Here is a 19,017-nt window from a genome sequence, read left to right as displayed (position 1 = left end):
CCGATTAACGCCTTGCTCAGCGGAAAACTGCGAGCGTGAGCGAGCAATTTTTCCGCTGAAGCAACTTGTTATGCATTTTCAGGCGCACCCTCTTGGTATTGAAGCACACCTTCAGGGATAACTTCCCAGCTCGCTTTAGAACCAACATAGATATGCCTACCTAGTTCAATTTTTGGGTCACCATCGACACAACCCAAAGTCACACCATGAATAGCATCCTCAAAAATACCACAAAGTGTAGAACCGCATTTGCTACAAAATTGGAGACCGAAACCATGCTGACCAACATAGGATGTGAGAAGATCTTCACCTGAAAGCCATTTAAAGTCTTTTGGATTAAGTAGTGCGTAAGCTGACGCTTGAGAACTGAATGCCTTACGACAACGGGAACAGTGGCATGATCTAGCATCGCGAAGCATACCATTTACTTGGTATTTTACTTCGCCGCAAAAACACTCTCCAGTTATTGGCATTTTATTCTCCTCGATGCATAACGAATAAACTCAACCACAAATTCGAAAGATTTTAATGAGTAAAATGTTTCCTACAATGATAAATAAATTTGTTCTGCTATGTATTTGTGGGTTTCTGTCATGAAATGCCATTGATCAAACCAAAACCATTTACCTTGTTTTGGATAATATTTGGAATTTTTATAGGGAGTTGTTATATCTTCAAACTTTTTTGAAATCTCTGTTATCTCATAGTCTGCGTCAAACAGGTCTACCCGTATATTATTTTGATTTGAATTGTATTGAATCACCGAATCTTCAATAATTGTATTGAAGATTTTAAATTGTTTTTGTGCAAATTCAATTTTGTCTTTATAGTAATCATACATATGATAATTTTTATTCGTGAAGGCAGGTGGGACTAATGACGTATTTAAATTCCAGAGTATAATGCGTTTTGCTCCTTTGGATGATAGTTCGCTCATTGCACTTATAATATTATCAACTACTTGAGTAGGAGATATATTATAATTTGGATCATGCAAATCATTAAACCCAATTTCGATAATAATTAATGTACTATCCATGTTAGTCGATGGAGCATATTGTTGAACTTGCCATAATAGGCCCGACCAATCTTTGGCATTATTTCCTTCATTGCCCATGCCAGAAAACGCACCGCCCCAAGCTCTAACCTCTAATGATTGTACTTCCAATCGATCCGCCAAATATTCAGGCCATACTTTTCCATTTGAATAGAGTTCAAATCCATGTCCATCATCAAAACCATTATCTGAATGGCTGTCGCCAAAAACAACAAGGTGATCGTAATTACTAGAAAGTAGTCCTTTTGAATTGCCAATTGATAAAGTTGTAAATAATATTAATGACAGAAAGTGTTTGCTCATGATTTGTGCTCCTGATTCATTTAAGATACATCAAAATAGGATTTAACTTCTTTATCAAGAGGATCAACGATTCTATCAATTTCTAAGTTTAGGTCATAATCCATTTGTAAACCTAACCTGAATTGGGGTGTCATATCAAAATAGCGCCCCAACCTTAAAGCTGTATCTGCGGTAATGCGCCTTTTTTCTAAAACAATTTCATTAATTCGACGGGGAGGACACCAATTATCTCTGGATATTTTATTTTGACTTAATCCCAAGGGAGTTAAAAATTCTTCTAAAAGAATTTCGCCTGGATGCAGTGGTTTTATATTCTTGTTTTTCATATTATTCTTCTAAATATCACACAAATATTACTTATAATATGATTAAATACCATGTTCAAAATAATTTGGAGTATTTTGAATAAACAATTCACTTTATTTATTCCCATATTTGAAAATGTAAATGAAAATACTAATTTTATGCCTAGATAATATTTAATTCATTCAAAATTTGAGGTTAAAGATGGCACATCTTTCAAAAATAAAACATAGTTCAGGCGATTGGCGTAATATCAAAGCAGATGCTATTGCGGTAGGCATCTATGATGATCTGAAACTTTCCCGTCAATTCCAAGGTGTGAATCGGAAATTGGGACGAGGACTTTCTAATGCTCTGGCGGCCAATCTCATTAAAGGTAAGGTGGGTGAAGTCAAAACAGTTGTTGGAAAAAAAGGTGCAATTGCATTTGTATTTGGTCTCGGCAAACGAGGTAAACTTAATGGAGAAACTTTGCGCAAAGCCGGAGGTGGTGTTTCCAAAGCGTGTGTGGCTAATAAAGTAGAGTCTGTTTCTTTCCTTATACCTGTAGAAGCGAAGGATGACTATCAATCCCAAGCTACGGCAGAAGGCCTCGTGTTGGGTAGTTACCAGTTCAATGAATTCAAGACCACGGACGAAGACCTTTTCGACATGAAGGGTGCCACTATCATTGGCGACAATAAACAAGCTGTAGTAAAAGGGGCCATCATAGCCAATGGTGTGTGTCTTGCCAGAGATGTAGAGAATCGTCCGGGGAATGTGGCTACGCCGACTCATTTGGCTGAGAAGGCGCAAGAGATTGGGAAATCCGGTGGCATGAAAGTGACCATTTTTGATAGAGCAAAATTTACCAAAATGGGGATGGGCGCTTTAGCTGGTGTAGCCTCAGGTACAGAAGTGCCACCAAAATTTATCATTATGGAATATATGGGTGGCCCAAAAAAACAAAAACCTAAAGTATTGGTGGGTAAAGGTCTCACATTTGACAGTGGTGGCATATCCATAAAACCATCGGCTAAAATGGATGAAATGAAGTACGACATGTGTGGATCCGGTGTAGTACTTGGTGTCATGAAAGCAGTGGCGGAATTGAAGCCAAAAATGAATATTGTAGGTATTATTCCTTCTACTGAAAATATGAGTGGTGATAAGGCCTATCGCCCCGGAGATGTGCTCACCGCCTATAATGGCAAAACAATCGAGGTGTTGAACACCGATGCAGAAGGACGCTTAATTTTAGCCGATGCTTTATCCTATGCATCCAAGAATTATGATCCGGAATATATGATTGATTTTGCCACCCTCACTGGCGCTGTTGTGGTAACCTTAGGCCATGTGGCTACAGGAATCATGGGTACAGATGAAGCACTGGTAGAATCCATTAAATCGTCTTCCAAAACAACAGCAGAAAAAGTTTGGGAATTCCCCCTTTGGGATGAATATTTGGCACAAGTGAAATCCGCAATAGCCGATGTAAAAAATGTAGGCGCACCCATGCAGGCGGGTACAATCGCTGGCGGGGCATTCCTGAAAGCATTTGTAGATGATGATATTCCTTGGTGTCACTTTGACATTGCCGGAACTGCTTGGGGAGATAGAGATTTGCCCTATCATAATAAAGGTATGGCCACGGGAGAAGTTATTCGTCTAGTTGTTGATCTTTTGGGCGTTTAATGGCAAGTTTTCCTTCAAGAGAAGATGCGTTGGAACTGCTATATGAATATACCAAAACAGATAGTTTGCGACGACATGCATTGGGTGTAGAACAAGTCATGCGGAAAATGGCAGAACAATATGATGGTAATTCCGATGAATGGGGAATGACAGGACTTATGCACGATTTTGATTATGAGAAATATCCATCCATGGAAGAACATCCCTTTCGGGGGAACAAAATCCTGAAAGAAAAAGGATATCCCGAATCTATCACCAGAGCCATTATGGGCCATGCGACTTATTCAGGAATTTCCAGAGACACCTTTATGGCTAAAGCACTTTTCGCCGTGGATGAATTGACCGGATTCATTTTTGCCGTAACTTATGTACGTCCGTCTAAGTCAATTTTTGAAGTAAAACCAAAATCCGTGAAAAAGAAATTGAAACAAAAGTCATTCGCCGCATCCGTTTTAAGGGAAGATATTTTTCAAAGTATCGAAGAACTTGAGGTTGACATGACAGAACATATCCAATTTGTGATTGACGCCTTAAAAGAAAAAGCAGACATTTTAGAATTGAAGGGAAGTATAGAGATAGCATGACATTTATTACTGGCATTATTTTATTTCTGGTTGGCTTTGGGGCAGGGGCAGGAATTGTTTGGTTCTTTCGTCAAAAAGAGATCGATGCTGCCCAATCTAGCAGAGATCAGCTTAAAGTTGAATTTGGCGATTTATCCAAACAAGCATTAGATCAAAACTTAGAGACCTTTCTAAAACTGGCAGAAAATAAATTTGGTGAATTGGTAAAATCTTCTGATGGGCAATTGAATCAGAAAAAAGAATTGATCGATCAATCTTTGGTTGAAATGAAGAAAAAGTTGGATGGACTTGATAAATCCACCAATGAACTGAAAGGGCAGGTTGCAAATTCTCAAAAAGGGATTGGTGACCTAGCTGATACAACAACAAAACTTTCCCGTATTTTATCCAGTTCTCAAGCGCGAGGCCAATGGGGCGAACGGATGGTGGAGGATATTCTTAGTTTTATGGGATTGGTGGAAGGAATCAATTTTGAAAAGCAAGCCCAAGCAGGGGAAGGTCGTCCTGATTTCACCTTTAAACTCCCAGATAAAAAATGTCTTAATATGGATGTGAAATTTCCCCTAACCCATTATGAAAATTATCTAGGTACGGATAATGAAAATGAGCAGGCTGCTGAGAAAAAGGCATTTCTTGCGGACGTTCGCAAGCATGTGAAAGCGATTGAGAAACGCACCTATATCGACCCTGAAGGGGGTACGGTGGACTATGTGCTCATGTTTATCCCCAATGAAAGTATTTATGCTTTTTTAAATCAAGAAGATCGAGACTTGATTGATTTTTCACTCTCCAGGAAAGTATTACTTTGTTCACCCATTACACTCTATGCTGTATTGTCACTAATTAGACAATCTGTCTCCAATTTTTCAATGGAGCAAAAAGCGGGTGAAATGCAAAAACTGGTTGGCGTCTTTAAGGAACAATGGGAAAAATTTATTGAGAAACTTGATGCGTTAGGAAAAACACTGGGGACAGTTACTACGCATTATGAAGATCTTACTGGCACACGCCGCCGTGCATTAGAAAAACCTATGGATAAAATTGAAGAGTTGCAGTTGGGACAAGATGAAAGTCTGGATACGTTAGGCGAATGAAGAAATTTTTATCGTTTACCCTTTTATCGTTTTTCTTGTCTTCCTGCGTCGGCCCGCCTGACCCGAATCATGGATTGGTGGAGAATCTTCCGGTAGTGATTAATACACCATCGGCTTTTTCATTTAGCGTTCGCGGAGACAATTATACTTTTGATGAAACAATTGATTTATCCTTCAACCTGCAGGCAGGAAAATCCGTGGCATCCACATTAATTGTTACAGATTTTAAAAGTAGTGATACGACTATTGTCCGTCTGGAAGATGCCAATGGTGGAACGATTTATCAATATACAGTGACGGGCAATGCAACCAGTGTGGATGGATCATCCACAACCACGCCAAAGAAAGCGGTGATTCAAGGAACCAAGTTTAATGGAATTCTTGAGTGGACTATTACAGCAAAATAAAAAAGAGTCGAAGTACGACCCTTTTTTATTTATTCTAATCTACCGTAATCGGTTTATAGTCTTTAAATAGGGATAATTTTTCATCCTCAACTGCCGATTGATATTTTGGCCAATCATCTTTGAAAAATTGATTTATTTTATCTAAAACTTTTTCCGTTTCAGTTTCTGAATATTCAAGTAAGTAATCGTGACTTGAATTAGGTCCGGTCAAATTGCTGTATAAATACCCATTAATGGCGCCAATCTTTCCACTGAGAATATTGGGACTTCTCACAATGCCCTGGAGTCCTTTTTTATTAACGATAAGTTCTTCCAGAACTTTCAGGCTGTCGGTCATTGATTTACCATTTTTCTTGAGTGCTTTATGTGATTTATTCTTTTTCGCATCCAGCATTTTATTTATTGATTCAATAATCTTTTTTGATTCCCGAATCCGATCCATGGCTTTGGTGACCGATGCAGTAATTTCCATTTGCCGCTCATATATCGGCTGGAGCCGTTCCAGATTTCGAGTATTAATACCTACACGTGGATCTAAAATAACATTTACGATTTGTGATGTTGAATCCTTCCCATGGGATAAACGAATAGTGTATTCACCTGGTAAAACGGGAGGGCCGCCCGGTTCACGTGCATCAGGTTTGGTTGACTTAGGTGAATTAGGATAACGAACTCCTTTTCGACGCAATCCCCAATAAATTCGATTAACACCCGTTTCTACATTGTGTTTTACCGTGCGAATAATATTACCATCAACATCCATGACTTCCATGGTTACCTTTTCTTTTTTGTCCTCGGATTTTCCTTTTTTATCGCTGGAGCTATTTTTAGGTTTTTCTTTCTTTTTCTTTTTATCAGGATTGAACACAAAGGTCAACATGGCGCCACGACTTCGGTTTTTCCCAGTGAATATTGCGTTAGCTTCAAACCTAGTTCCCGATGCTTGGCGATTGATAGCTAGAACGGCAGTTGGTGGTTCGAAAAAGTGGAGTCGTTTTTTCATTAGATTATTTTTGGTAGAGGCCATTTCCCGCAAGGGTCGAATATCATCCAAGATATAAGCCGCTCTGCCAAATGTGCCAATCACAAGGTCATGCTCTCTTGGATGTATCTTCAAATCCATGGTGGAAACTGTGGGATATCCGCTGGTCCATTTTGTCCAAGTTTTTGCATTATCCAAAGTAACATAAAGACCATATTCAGTCCCTAAAAATTGGAGATTTTGCTCAACAGGATCTTGTACATAACTTAATGCATGTCCCCAAACTTTATCTTCATCAGCAATAGATTTCCAGGATTTACCATAATTATCAGTTTTAAAAACGTATGGTTTCCAGTCATTACGGCGATAATTATTAATGACAACAACCGCTTCGGCCGGATCATATTTAGATGCATTAATTTGTGCCACCCAACTGCCCGCAGGCGCACCATGAATTTTCTTATTTACATTATTCCAAGTTTTTCCACGATCGGTAGTGAGTTGCACATTACCATCATCCGTGCCAACCCATATTACATTGTGATCTAAAGGACTGGGTTCAATGACCAAAATAGTTGTGAAATTTTCCGCACCGGTAGCATCAAATGTTAATCCACCACTTTCATGTTGTTTTTGTTTTTCAGGATCGTTGGTGGTGAGGTCAGGAGAAATGATTTCCCAATTATTTCCACGATCGGTACTGTAATGAACATATTGGCTGCCAAAAAATATAGCATCTTCATCGAATGGATCTTGGGCAATAGCCGAATTCCAATTGAAACGAAGATATTCTCCTTTTGGGTGAACAGGGCGAATCATTTGTTGATGGCCTGTTATTAGGTCATATCGGCTTACATATCCTTGTTGACTCATGGCATAACCAAATCGGGAGTTCCCTGGATGTGGAACCACATCAAATCCATCGCCAAAGGCCAACTCGTCCCAATAGGAATTTCGGATACCACCGGATCGCCAAACATAAGCGGGACCGCGCCATGAACCATTATCCTGCATACCGCCATAAACGTTGTATGGCCAATCCATGTCATAGTTAATGTGGTAGAACTGGGCCACAGGGAGATTCTCCACAAATCGCCAAGTTTTGCCACGATCCAATGAAATATTCAATCCACCATCATTTCCTTCAATAATAAAATTGGGATTAGTTGGATGTCCCCAAAACGCATGGTGATCCGGGTGGACACCATTGGCGCCATAAGCGGTCATAAGGGAGCCAAATGTTTTACCTCCATCGTTAGAAACAGTTACATAGGTGTGAAGGTTATAGATTCTGTTTTCATTAATAGGGTCAACATAAATTTCTGCATAGTAAAAAGGGCGCCCGCCAATATTTTTATCAGACACTTTTTTCCACTTAAAACCGCCATCTTCTGATTTATAAAGTGCATTCTTTTTCGATTCAATTAAGGCATAAATAAGTTTTGGATTACTTGGTGCAATGGCGATGCCCATCCGTCCCAAGTCGCCTTTAGGAAGACCGTCTTTATCGGTTCGTTTTTTCCATGTTTTACCACCATCAAACGTGATGTGCATACCTGAACTTGGTCCACCGGATTTGAAGAACCAAGGCCACCGCCTGAACTGCCACATATTGGCAATAAGTTTGTCCGGATTTCGAGGGTCCATCACCAATTCGCCGATGCCGGTTTTTTCATCAATATAGAGAATCTTTTCCCATGTATCACCTCCATCGGATGTCTTGAAAACACCACGGTGCTCGGTTTCTCCCCAGGCTGGTCCTTGGGCGCCAACATATACTTCATCGCTATTTTTAGGATTAACCAAAACACGATGGATATTTCGCGTTTCGCCCAGTCCTTTAAAGTCCCAGTTTTTACCCCCATCAATACTTTTATAAATACCAAATCCAGCCGATTGACTATTCCGCGGGTTGCCTTCGCCGGTGCCCACCCAGATCACGTCGGGATTGGTTGGGTCAACCGTTACATCTCCAATGGATGCAGCTTTTTGGTCGTCAAATATGGGTTCCCATTTGATGCCGCCACTTTCAGATTTCCATAATCCACCAGATGCTGTACCAACGTATATAACATCCGTATTGGACAGGACAACATCAATGGATGTTACACGCCCGCTCATACCGCCAGGACCAATGCTACGTGCTTTCATTCCTTTGAATTTTTTCATATCCAAACCATCTGCTGAAAGGATAGCGGATATCATAATAAGAATAAATAGGATTTTGCGTTTCATTTTTACTTCCTTTTAATTAGAATTATTTGTGAATGGATTTTCAAATGTACATCCAAACTCAGCCCCAATAGGAGATCCGGGAGGTGCTTCTAGAACCTTGATTGGTTCAAAATCTTCTGGTTCATCCATGAATATTTTTATCCGATGCTGAAGCATGTTATTATGGGATCTGACTCTGGATGATTTTCCACGAAATCGTAACAGGTGAAGTGCCAAAGAATTTACTTTTGCCATGGCGATCGATTGGGCGGCTGGGGATGCATTTTTATTTACGGATAAACTCAAAAGATGATCAAGGACGATAAAATCTACATTTCTTTTAACTTCGCCACTAAGTCCGACAGGAGCCTTTGATAAGATTGTTTGGTCTACGATTTCACTTAATACTTTTTCCAATCCCGGTTGATTAGAATTGCGGGCGTTGTATTCAACCAATCGTGTGGCTCGTGCTGGATGGAAGATCATTCGGCATGTTAGATTAGCCGCTGTTTCTGCAAGGCTGACACCATCAAATGTGACACTAGTTCGAGAGTTAAAGGACTCTCGAGTTCGTCCTCGGCCCGCAGCACGAGGCGGAATAATTTGCAATAATTCTTCTCTCAAAGTTAGTGCATCTGGTTGGAGTGTGCTTATAAGCTCATCCAGTGCATCCATTTGAAACTTTGGGTCAAGGAATTCTGTCACCAATTGATCATCGCCCCGGAGTGCATAAGTGTAATTCAATCCACCGACCACTTTAGCCGCACCTTCAATTTGAAACCGGTGGAGAAAATAAATCGGCACTAGCACATCTTCAATATCGCTGTATGGTTGTCCCATTCGAATATTGTTTTCTCCAAATTTATTCAGAGCTACTTTTCTTACAGCCATTAAATTTTTCAATTCGGAAACAGGATCTTTCCCATTATCCCACAGGTGGGCGGTTGGATGGGCAGAGCCGAGTGGGCGCGCATCCTGATCGGTTATAAAAGTATAACCCCTTCGAATCCCATCTTGGATTAATTCTTCCAGTGCTTCTTTTTCATTGGTCCCATTCGGAAAATCCTGATAACCGTATTCCACAGTAATTTTATCCCACTCGCCGATGCCTGCATCATAGGCATCCCGCCATTCCACATTACCATTTTTATCTAAAGAAACAGTAGGATGGGGGTAATCCATTACCGATGCCCGGCCGACGGTACTGGCGATATAATTATGAGCAAGTCCAATAGTATGCCCTATTTCATGTGCAACCAATTGACGGACGCGGGCGAGAGCCAATTCACGCATATGATCCGGAACTTCTGTGCCCTTATTATAAGGAGCAAGAAGCCCTGTGGCGATGAGATAATCTTGGCGGAGTCTGAGTGAGCCGAGGGATACATTTCCCTTAATAATTTCACCCGTTCTTGGGTCAACCACAGCGCCGCCGTAAGACCATCCCCGAGTGGCCCGATGAACCCAATGGATCATGTTGTAACGGACATCCATTGGATGGGCGCCATCAGGGAGTACTTTGACTTGAAATGCATCAATATATCCTGTGGCATTGAATGCTTGATTCCACCATCGTCCACTTTCTAGCATGGCCGTTTTCACCGGTTCCGGCACACCGGGATCAATATAATAAACAATGGGTTCTACTGCTTCACTTCTTCTTTTCTGAGGATGTTTCTTTTCCAATCGATGTCGAGTAATGTAACGGATATAAATGGATTCATCCAGCGGGACAGCATAATCCTGGAAAGACATTGGGAAATAACCCGCGCGCGGATCGTGGTTTCGCGGTGTGTAATTTTTATCAGGAAGTTCTACAAAAGAATGATGAAGACGAACCGTCATAGCAGAAGGAGTGGGTGTTACCTGTCGCACATATTTTCCCGGGTTGGTCCCCGTATATGTCATGAGTGCTTCCACTTCTGTATTATTGGGGAAGTTCATGGTGGCCGGAAGGTGAATTGCGGAACGGCTTTTATCTACCTTATAATTTCCCATTTTTTGATTTTTTAGGCGCGTTACGATACCATGGGCATCATCCAAAAAGAAGTCGGTAGCATCTACTAGTACACGACTTTTTTCTTCTGCTTCAACTTTAAATCCCCAAAGTGCAGATTTTGCAAATCCATCCGCGACTGATTGTTTTTCCTTGGGATCACTCGTATTGGCGCGATAATAATAATTGGGTTGAATCAATAGGACTTTCGGTCCAATACGATGAAAATAAACAATACGTTCATTCCCAAGTTGGCCGCGATCGAGGCCAACATCATTGGAGCCCATCCCTGCCATGAGAGAATTCACGTATAAAAATTCTTTTTCGAAATGGGCAATCTCCAACCACAATTTCCCCGTAGTGTTGTCCCAATACAAATCCAAATACCCATCCATCTTTTTCATGGATTTGGTTTTTTCAGAGATCGATTCACCAAAAATGAAACCAATCATCAAACTTAATATGAAAAATTTCTTCACAATTACCTCCTCATAGTGGTGTCAAAGATTGCCAATTTAAATCTGAGGATATACATGAAACAGAAAAATTTATTCAATCCGTTTCGCCCAAATCAAGTTTGGCATTAGATTAATCCAAGTATAATGATGAAAAAACTCCTTCTAATCCTTTGTCTTGCAGGATGCAGTTATAGTCCTGACCAAAAACGTATATCCATTCCCATTGGAAATACGGAGATAGTAATGGTATGGATTTCTGGTGGATCATTCAAAATGGGCAGCACAGATTCCATGGCGAGATCCGATGAACAACCGGTTCATAAAGTAAAAATGGATGGATTCTGGATGTCAGAAACAGCAGTAACAAATGCACAATTTTCTGCATTTGTGAATATATCAAATTATGTGACTACAGCAGAAGTGGCCCCATCCCTTGAGGAAATCATGGCTCAGGTGCCTACCGGCACGCCACCACCACCAAAAGAAATGCTAGTAGCTGGATCTTTAACATTCATCAATCAACCTACACCTGCGAGTCAATATTCACCGGTTCAATGGTGGGCGTGGTCAACCAATTCAAATTGGAAACATCCTTATGGCGAAGATTCCTCAATTGATGGATTAGAAGATCATCCTGTTGTACAAGTATCATGGTATGATGCAGTTGCTTTTTCTGAAGGAACAGGAATGAGTATTCCGACTGAAGCGCAATGGGAATATGCTGCCAAAAAAGGTGAGGTTACTAATTCAAGGGAAATGAATATTTGGCAAGGTATATTTCCTGTAAAGAATACCGGATCCGATGGATTTGAAAAAACAAATCCAGTTCATGCCTATAAACCAAATAAAATTGGCCTTTATGATATGGCTGGGAATGTATGGGAGTGGGTGGCCGATTGGTATCGCCCAAATTCATATTTAATGGGTGGACGTGAAAATAATCCTATTGGGCCGCCATCCAGTTTTGATCCCATGGAACCAACGGTGCCTAAACGGGTAACCCGTGGCGGATCATTTTTGTGCAATGATCAATATTGTGCGGGATATCGTCCCACGGCGCGAATGAAAACAAGTCCCGATACTAGTTTGGAGCATACGGGATTTCGATGTGTTATGAGTGAGGAGCAAATGGAGAAATATTTATCTAATTAATAATTATCAATTCATAATTATTAATTATTTCACTCTTCCCATGCGGGACAGATGAAATTTTTATAATCGCACCAATCACAATGCCGTCCGGTTTTTGGTTCAAAATTTCTATCACGGATTCCCAGGGCAACTTCTTTAATTTTTTCTTCTTTTTCCAACAATTCTTCCGGTTCAAACGAATGAGATTTAATCGGTTTGTCCTCTTCTCTTAAAAAGTACAGACTGGCCATACTCGGTAACCCGCCAATTATAGGATCATTCGATTGTTCCAAAAACATGGAATAAATCGCTAACTGCATACTAGATTTTGCTGATGAAGTTGTATTGCTAGTTTTATAATCAACCACATGATTGCCAGAGTCAGTTTTATCAATTCGATCGATGGCGCCGGTGATCTTGATATCATCAATCATAAAATTAAATTTTTCTTCACGTGCAATCACTTGAGGCGGTTCCAATTCATATGTAGTAAAATATCTCTTAAGGATTTCCTCTCCCTGGAGTTTGAATTCCTTCTCTTGATCTGGGTAGAAAAAACCACTGCCGTCCCATTCTTCATCAAGCAATTGCAGGAGGCGATCAAGGGTGTGATCTTCTTCAGAATCATGAAACCGCTGGAGTGCCCGGTGGATGATATTTCCAAAAACCAACTGTGGTTTACTCTGCGATTCGGGAATGGCATCAATCTTTCCTAATCGATACTTCATGGGGCAGGATAAATAAGTTTCAATGGAACTAGCGGATAAATAAAGTTTGTCCGGGGTTGAAGGTTGGAACCCGCCCTCTAAATTGTTCTTTAACTCATTTTCCCAGGAAGCGTCTTCCCATGAAAAAGGATGATCCTTTTCAAGTAAGTGAATCCGTTCAATGGCTTTTGTAAGGTCGCCAATTTGTTGAAATTGGTTTTGGCATAACGCTTTTTGCAACCGTTGTTCATAGTTTGATCGCAATACCGAATAAGGTTTTGGTTTGTTAATTGTTTCATTCATTTCGATGATCTCCATTAATTCAGGTGGTAATTCTTTGATAAAAGGTGAAGTTGCCCGTTTCGGTGCTAACAAAAATAATTGTTCCTGTGCCCGTGTGACGGCCACGTAAAAAAGGCGTCGTTCTTCTTCTTTATGATGTTCTTTTGAAGTGAGATCCGTATCCTTGATATAGTCCAGCCATTTATCCGGCGGTCGGTTGATCTTTTTTTCCGATCTATAATTAAGGGGGAAACTTGCGGACCGATTATAAGGGATAAATACCACGGGAAATTCACCGCCTTTTACTCCATGAATGGTTTGAACTATGACGCTATTAAATCGTTGTCTTTCCTCGGGATATGATGCGAAAATTTTTCCTGAAACCATGAGCGATTCCATAAAAGTATTAAAACTGCGAAGGCTGTTCTTCCCCGGGTTTCGTCGAGAAAATTCTTGTGCTTTTTGAATAAATTGTCCTCCATTCATGAGGGCCACTTGATCGTCAAATTCGTAATGATGGTTAAATCGTCTCAACAATAGAGTCTTTGCTAAAATGGAATTTATGATCTCTTCTGCCGATTGTGGTTTTGGGTGTTCTCTAAGTTCCTGAATAGTTTGACATAATTCACCGAATCCTTCAATGGGATTTTCTTCAAAATGCACAAGAGCATATTCCAATCGTGAAGATGGATCCCTTCGGTCAAATTGATTGAAAAAATCTATGGCATTTTGTTCAGAAGAATTTTGTATCAACAGTCGGTAAAAACCAATATCTTGATATTTTCCACCGCCAACAACTTGGCACCATGCATTGAGGTCTTTAACCGAAGGAATATCAAAAAATTTTGGAAAGCGAGCTTGAACTGGAATTCCGCAGGATTGTAAATATGTTGTTAATTCTGATGCTTGGCCATGGGTACGGCAAAGAACAGCAATATCATGAAATAGCCTTCCGCTGTCAGTGAGTTTATTAATCTCTGAATTGATGAATTGGTTTTGGTTCGGTTTCTCTCCATAATATAAGGTGGGTTTTCTATCGGAGAGGCCGCTGAATGAACGGAGTGATTTTTCAACGCGATCCACATTGTTTTTAATGGAAGCGTTGGCCACATTCAAAATTTCTTGGTTGGATCGAAAATTCTCTTCTAGGGCAATTTCTAAATATTGTACATGTCCACTATAACGATTACGAAACAAATGAATATTATGAATACTGGCACCTCGGAAACTGTATATCACCTGATCTTCGTCTCCCACAACAGTAATCTGTTTACGCTTTTTGGCAATTAAACCAATGACCTCATTCAGTGCAAAATTATTATCTTGAAATTCATCAATAATTAAATGTTGAAATTTGTCTTGAACTTTTTTTAGTACTACAGAATTTGAATTTAACAATTTAAATGCGGACAAGATCATATCCCCATAATCCACCACATTCATGTTCTGTTTCCATTGTTGAAAAATTGGGTAAATGCGTTTTAAATCTGCCAACTGAGCACGAATTTCTGGATCTATGGATTCGATATCCTCCGGCTTTTCATTGGGTTTGATTAATTCATCCCGTGTGCGGTTGAAGAAAGGAATAAAACTTTCTGTAACAGCTTTTACCGGATCTCGCGGAAACTCCCTCGATTCAAATGGACCAAGATCATTGAATTGATTTAGGAGCAAAAAAGAGGCCTCACTTTCCTCAAGTAAAATGGGAGATGCGCCCGATTCTTTAAAATCTTTTACGAGATTAAAACAAAATGAATGAAAAGTAGAAACGGTCATTATATCCGCCCGTTGACCGATGACTGAAACAATTCTTTCTTTCAATTCCCGCGCAGCTTTTTCTGTATATGTAATGGCTAAAATTGATTGTGGCTCAGCCTTGTAATGTTGAATTAGATAAATAATACGGTGGATTAGTGTGGATGTTTTTCCTGTTCCAGCACCAGCTAAAATCATGAGTGGCGCAGGTGGATGGGTGATAGCCGATTCTTGGCTAGTATTAGGTTTGAAGTTTCCACTTGAATATGGCATAGTTAAAGTTAGTGTTATCATCATTTCAAAAAAAATGTTTCGTCAGAAATCAAAAAATATTTGAATAAAATTTTAACTTAGTCTAGTGGTTGCGCATCTAATAGGCTAAATGAAACAATTCAAAATAATCCAAAAAGGAATAAACATGAAAAAACTAATCTTACCAATCTCAACCTTGCTTTTGATTGCTGTTGGATGTGACAATCCTATTCGTGATAAAGCTGTAGAATTAGACAGTGCTGAACTTCAGAGCCTTTCATATGAACTGGCATCGGACCTAGGCCTTAGTCAAACATCTGCTAAAGAAGTTAACGGTGTTCTAAATAAGCATGGACGCGGGGGGAAACATCGTGAACCAGGCTTCTTGTGGAATGTTGCGGGAGAATTGGCTGTAAAATTATCCGATGAAAAAAAAGCACGTCTCTTTGAAAAAATGGATGAGCATAACATTCAAGTCTTTGGTGGAAAAAATGGTCAAATGGGCCAAGGTCATGGTGGTAAACATGGTGGCGGTATGATGGGTGGCAGACGTGGTGGCGGTGGCATGGGCCAAGGTCACGGTGGAAATGGCTCCGGCGGTGGACTCTATAGTATTCTAACCGATGAACAAAAAGCAGCATTTAAAGAAATAGCTGAATCATATAAAGATCAATTCCAAGCGATTCAAGCCCAAGTCAAAGAAGGCACGATTAACCAAGACGATGCACGGTCACAGATGGAAGGACTTCGGGAAGCCATGCATGCTGAAATTGACGCATTGCTTACGGATGAACAAAAAGCAGAGCTGGAAGAAATGAAAGCCGATCATGAAGCAGAAATGCAAGCATTTCAGGATTCATCTAAAGCTGTGATGGTGGAAGTCTTAGGATTGACGGCTGAACAACTTACTGCATTTGATCAAATAAAAGATGATACAAAAACAGCAATGGAAGCACTGCGAGAACAACTATCTAATGGTGATATTGATTTAGATGCTTTTCGTGAAGCTGCGACCGTTTTACATGGTGATGCTTCTTCAAAACTTGAAGCATTATTCACGGATGAACAAATAGAAATATTTAAAATCCATAAGGCTTTAAAATTACGGATGAAAAAACACCACGGAAGCAAAGGTAAAAAAGGCCGTGGTCATAAAAGCAATGGTGGAAACAGAGGAAATAATAAATAAAACTGCTCTCCAAACAGTAAAAAAAGAAAAGGGTCGCTTCACGATATTTGGAGGGCCCTTTTTCATTTATTTTTTAACTTGTATTATTATTGAGTGTCTAAGTCCTAAATTCACTCTAAATTACGATGGAAAAGGATATCTTATGAAAAAACTAGCTTTACTTTTAACCATTGCACTTTTTGCAACCATTGGCTGCGATAAGTTAATGAAGGATGAAACAATCCTTGTTGACGACCCTGAACTGCAAGCATTTTCCGACGGATTGAACACCGATATTGGCCTGAGCAATAGTAGCATCAACGCCCTCAATGGTGCATTGAATCGCCATGGCAAGGATGGGAAACACCGACGCGATCCTGCTTTCTTGTGGAATATGGCTGTTGAAATGCAGAAAAAATTATCTGATAAAGAAAAAACAAGACTTTTAGAGTGGATGGATAAAAATGCAGTTCCATATCTTTTCAGTAGTGGAATGGATGGTGGCAAAGGGCGCGGCGGTCCTCACGGTGATAAGGGTGAATTCGATCTACGTGGTGTATATAGAGTTCTGAGCGATGACCAGAAAGCGTCTTTTAAAACTATTATGACCACCTATGGCGAAAAAATGAAAACCATTCAACAGCAGGTTAAAGATGGCACGATTGATAAGGAAGTCGCCAAGACAGAGTTGGAAGCACTCTCAGCAGCTATGAATGATGAAGTTGAAGCGCTACTCACCGACGAACAAAAACAACAATTAGCTGATGAAAAATCTCAGATGGAAGCCCGTATGGCTGAAATGAAAAAAGCTGCCCACGATGCCATGGTTAATGCATTGGGTATGAGCAATGATCAGGAATCTGGATTAGAAACCATTAATAAAGATGCGGCTGCAATTACAAAGGCATTATTTGAAAAAGCTAGAAATGAAAAAATGGATAGAGAGACTCTTCATAATGCATTGAAATCAATTATTTCTGATAGGAATACGGCTATCGACGGCCTATTTGATGATACACAAATAGAAATCATTAAACTTTATACGGCAATGGGCATGCAGTATAAACGACATTGTGGACAAAAAGGTCGTGAAGGGGGCAAAGGGAATAAAGGATAATCTTTAATTTGACAATTCGAAAAGAGGCTGTTCAGTTTTTTCAGGACAGCCTCTTTTTTTTATGAAATTTTTTTAACTTTTGAAAGAAAATGTTGTCTAAAATGGCAAATGAATGAAAACAGACCACGAATTGATCAGGGAATTTCAGAATGGGAATAACATCGCATTCGACGAATTGGTTAAACGGCACCTCCCTAATACATATGGATTTTTTATCAAGTTCACTGCGGATGAAGTTGAGGCAGAAGACCTTGCCCAGGATGTGTTCATCAAAATGTTTAAGGCACTTAAAAAGTTTCGATTTGAATCTGAATTCAAAACATATTTATTTCGAGCCAATATCAATATGTCCAACACCTATCTCCGACGCAATAAGTGGCGAAATCTACTCCACTTGGACCAAGTCCCAGACCAGGGTTATACGGATACGACCCACGAAGATGAATGGCGTAGAAAAGAATTATGGGATGCAGTTGCAAAACTCCCTTCCCGCCAGAGAATGGTTGTAACAATGAGAATTGCACAGGTAATGCCTTACAAAGAAATATCAGAAATTATGGGCATTAGTGAAAATTCAGCTAAGGTGAATTATCATCATGCGGTGAAGGCTTTAAAAGAAAATATTGAGAATTAAATTATGAATATCGAAAATAGATTTCAGCAGATTTCACAATCAGATTTTAACACTCCGGATAGTGATACGTTTTTGATAAATCTCCATGGAGAACGACAACGCCGTTATCAGAAAAAAATGGGAATTGTTAATGGGCTTGCTGCAGCAAGTGTGCTATTTGTATTGAGTTTGGTTACATTCAATCAATTGACTGATGATCCAACAGTATACGCATCCAATGATTTCAAAAAGATTGAAGTAATGGATTCAGAAACAGAAGAATACGTTTATGACTTAGCGGGATATCTCGTGGAGAACAGTGACGATATCTGGGAAACACTGGCATTTTTAGATAACATAGAGTTTGAACCAGTGGCAACAATGAACGACGGAGAAACACAATGAAAACAACGATAACACTAGTACTATTAATCCTGTGTACGCTTGTAGCGCAACCGGGGAAACCCCAAGGTCCCGGCGGACAATATGGTGAACGAATGGAAATGATGTTGATCTGGAAATTAACGGATCATCTTGAACTGACCGAAGATCAAGCTGAAAAGTTTTTCCCCAGTATGCGGGCGCACCAAAAACAGGTTTTGAATATTCGAAAAGAAGAAAAAGACCTTTTTTCACCATTCTATAAAAAGGTAAAAAAGGGTGAGGACATTTCAAAATCTGATGCAAATAAATTGCTGAATAAAATTGCTGTGTTTGAACAGAAAAAAAGTAAAGCGCGAATTGATTTTGTTAAAGATTCACGTGATATACTTAATCCAACTCAACAAGTGAAGTTACTTATGTTTGAAGGACATATGAAACAGCAAGTCCGTAATCGAATGCAGGATAGATATAAACCACCCGCTCCACGAGGTGGTAAACAAAAACGCCGAAGAGAATTTTGACTTATAAGTAAGTCT

At 39.8% G+C, this 19,017-nt stretch carries 16 protein-coding genes; 10 read left to right on the top strand and 6 right to left on the bottom strand.

The annotated features are described in order from the left end of the window. Positions 1-68 precede the first annotated feature (68 nt). The 3 genes from HN459_01685 to HN459_01675 all read right to left on the bottom strand — a co-directional run bounded on the left by HN459_01685 (position 69) and on the right by HN459_01675 (position 1,686). Positions 69-473: a GFA family protein gene (locus HN459_01685; protein MBT3478152.1), complete on the bottom strand. Its 405-nt coding sequence runs from the start codon at positions 471-473 to the stop codon at positions 69-71. A 71-nt stretch (positions 474-544) separates the two neighbouring features. Beyond that, positions 545-1,360, bottom strand: a complete 816-nt coding sequence (locus HN459_01680; GenBank protein ID MBT3478151.1) for a hypothetical protein — start codon at positions 1,358-1,360, stop codon at positions 545-547. A gap of 20 nt (positions 1,361-1,380) precedes the next feature. Beyond that, positions 1,381-1,686, bottom strand: a complete 306-nt coding sequence (locus tag HN459_01675; GenBank protein MBT3478150.1) for a HigA family addiction module antidote protein — start codon at positions 1,684-1,686, stop codon at positions 1,381-1,383. Positions 1,687-1,867: 181 nt separating this feature from the next. Between HN459_01675 and HN459_01670 the strand changes: the two genes are divergently transcribed. Genes HN459_01670 through HN459_01655 form a run of 4 tightly spaced genes read left to right on the top strand, consistent with a single transcriptional unit; the run spans position 1,868 to position 5,422 of the window. After that, positions 1,868-3,337 (top strand): leucyl aminopeptidase, encoded by a 1,470-nt coding sequence (locus tag HN459_01670; GenBank protein MBT3478149.1) that lies wholly within the window; start codon positions 1,868-1,870, stop codon positions 3,335-3,337. Beyond that, a complete protein-coding gene (locus HN459_01665) occupies positions 3,337-3,921 on the top strand; it encodes an HD domain-containing protein (protein ID MBT3478148.1) in 585 nt (194 codons plus the stop codon). Before HN459_01670 ends, HN459_01665 begins: the two co-directional genes overlap by 1 nt. Continuing rightward, positions 3,918-5,015 carry a DNA recombination protein RmuC gene (gene rmuC, locus HN459_01660; protein MBT3478147.1) on the top strand — a complete coding sequence of 366 codons (1,098 nt, stop codon included), beginning with the start codon at positions 3,918-3,920 and terminating at the stop codon, positions 5,013-5,015. Before HN459_01665 ends, rmuC begins: the two co-directional genes overlap by 4 nt. Then, entirely contained in the window at positions 5,012-5,422 is a 411-nt protein-coding gene (locus HN459_01655) for a hypothetical protein (protein MBT3478146.1), read from the top strand. The genes rmuC and HN459_01655 overlap by 4 nt, the downstream gene beginning before the upstream one ends. Positions 5,423-5,456: 34 nt before the next feature. Here HN459_01655 and HN459_01650 read toward each other — a convergent pair whose 3' ends face one another. Beyond that, positions 5,457-8,639, bottom strand: a complete 3,183-nt coding sequence (locus tag HN459_01650; GenBank protein MBT3478145.1) for a hypothetical protein — start codon at positions 8,637-8,639, stop codon at positions 5,457-5,459. Between the two features lie 12 nt (positions 8,640-8,651). Further along, positions 8,652-11,018, bottom strand: coding sequence for a DUF5117 domain-containing protein (locus HN459_01645; protein MBT3478144.1), 2,367 nt, complete (start codon positions 11,016-11,018; stop codon positions 8,652-8,654). A 201-nt stretch (positions 11,019-11,219) separates the two neighbouring features. Here HN459_01645 and HN459_01640 point away from each other — a divergent pair, with 201 nt between their 5' ends. Further along, a complete protein-coding gene (locus HN459_01640) occupies positions 11,220-12,224 on the top strand; it encodes a formylglycine-generating enzyme family protein (GenBank protein ID MBT3478143.1) in 1,005 nt (334 codons plus the stop codon). Between the two features lie 29 nt (positions 12,225-12,253). Here HN459_01640 and HN459_01635 read toward each other — a convergent pair whose 3' ends face one another. Beyond that, complete coding sequence (locus tag HN459_01635) at positions 12,254-15,244, bottom strand: ATP-dependent helicase (protein MBT3478142.1); 2,991 nt, start codon at positions 15,242-15,244, stop codon at positions 12,254-12,256. 121 nt (positions 15,245-15,365) lie between these two features. Between HN459_01635 and HN459_01630 the strand changes: the two genes are divergently transcribed. From HN459_01630 to HN459_01610, 5 genes are all read left to right on the top strand, one after another. Further along, positions 15,366-16,388 carry a hypothetical protein gene (locus HN459_01630; protein MBT3478141.1) on the top strand — a complete coding sequence of 341 codons (1,023 nt, stop codon included), beginning with the start codon at positions 15,366-15,368 and terminating at the stop codon, positions 16,386-16,388. Between the two features lie 142 nt (positions 16,389-16,530). After that, entirely contained in the window at positions 16,531-17,484 is a 954-nt protein-coding gene (locus HN459_01625; protein ID MBT3478140.1) for a hypothetical protein, read from the top strand. A gap of 112 nt (positions 17,485-17,596) precedes the next feature. After that, complete coding sequence (locus HN459_01620) at positions 17,597-18,118, top strand: sigma-70 family RNA polymerase sigma factor (GenBank protein ID MBT3478139.1); 522 nt, start codon at positions 17,597-17,599, stop codon at positions 18,116-18,118. A gap of 3 nt (positions 18,119-18,121) precedes the next feature. Then, positions 18,122-18,502 (top strand): hypothetical protein, encoded by a 381-nt coding sequence (locus tag HN459_01615; protein MBT3478138.1) that lies wholly within the window; start codon positions 18,122-18,124, stop codon positions 18,500-18,502. Next, positions 18,499-19,002, top strand: a complete 504-nt coding sequence (locus HN459_01610; GenBank protein ID MBT3478137.1) for a hypothetical protein — start codon at positions 18,499-18,501, stop codon at positions 19,000-19,002. Before HN459_01615 ends, HN459_01610 begins: the two co-directional genes overlap by 4 nt. Positions 19,003-19,017: the final 15 nt, after the last annotated feature.

The organism is Candidatus Neomarinimicrobiota bacterium (assembly GCA_018647265.1).
Taxonomy (GTDB): Bacteria; Fidelibacterota; Marinisomatia; order Marinisomatales; family TCS55; genus TCS55.
Note: the sequence above shows the minus strand (reverse complement) of the source record. Positions and strands in the feature narration are given on the sequence as shown.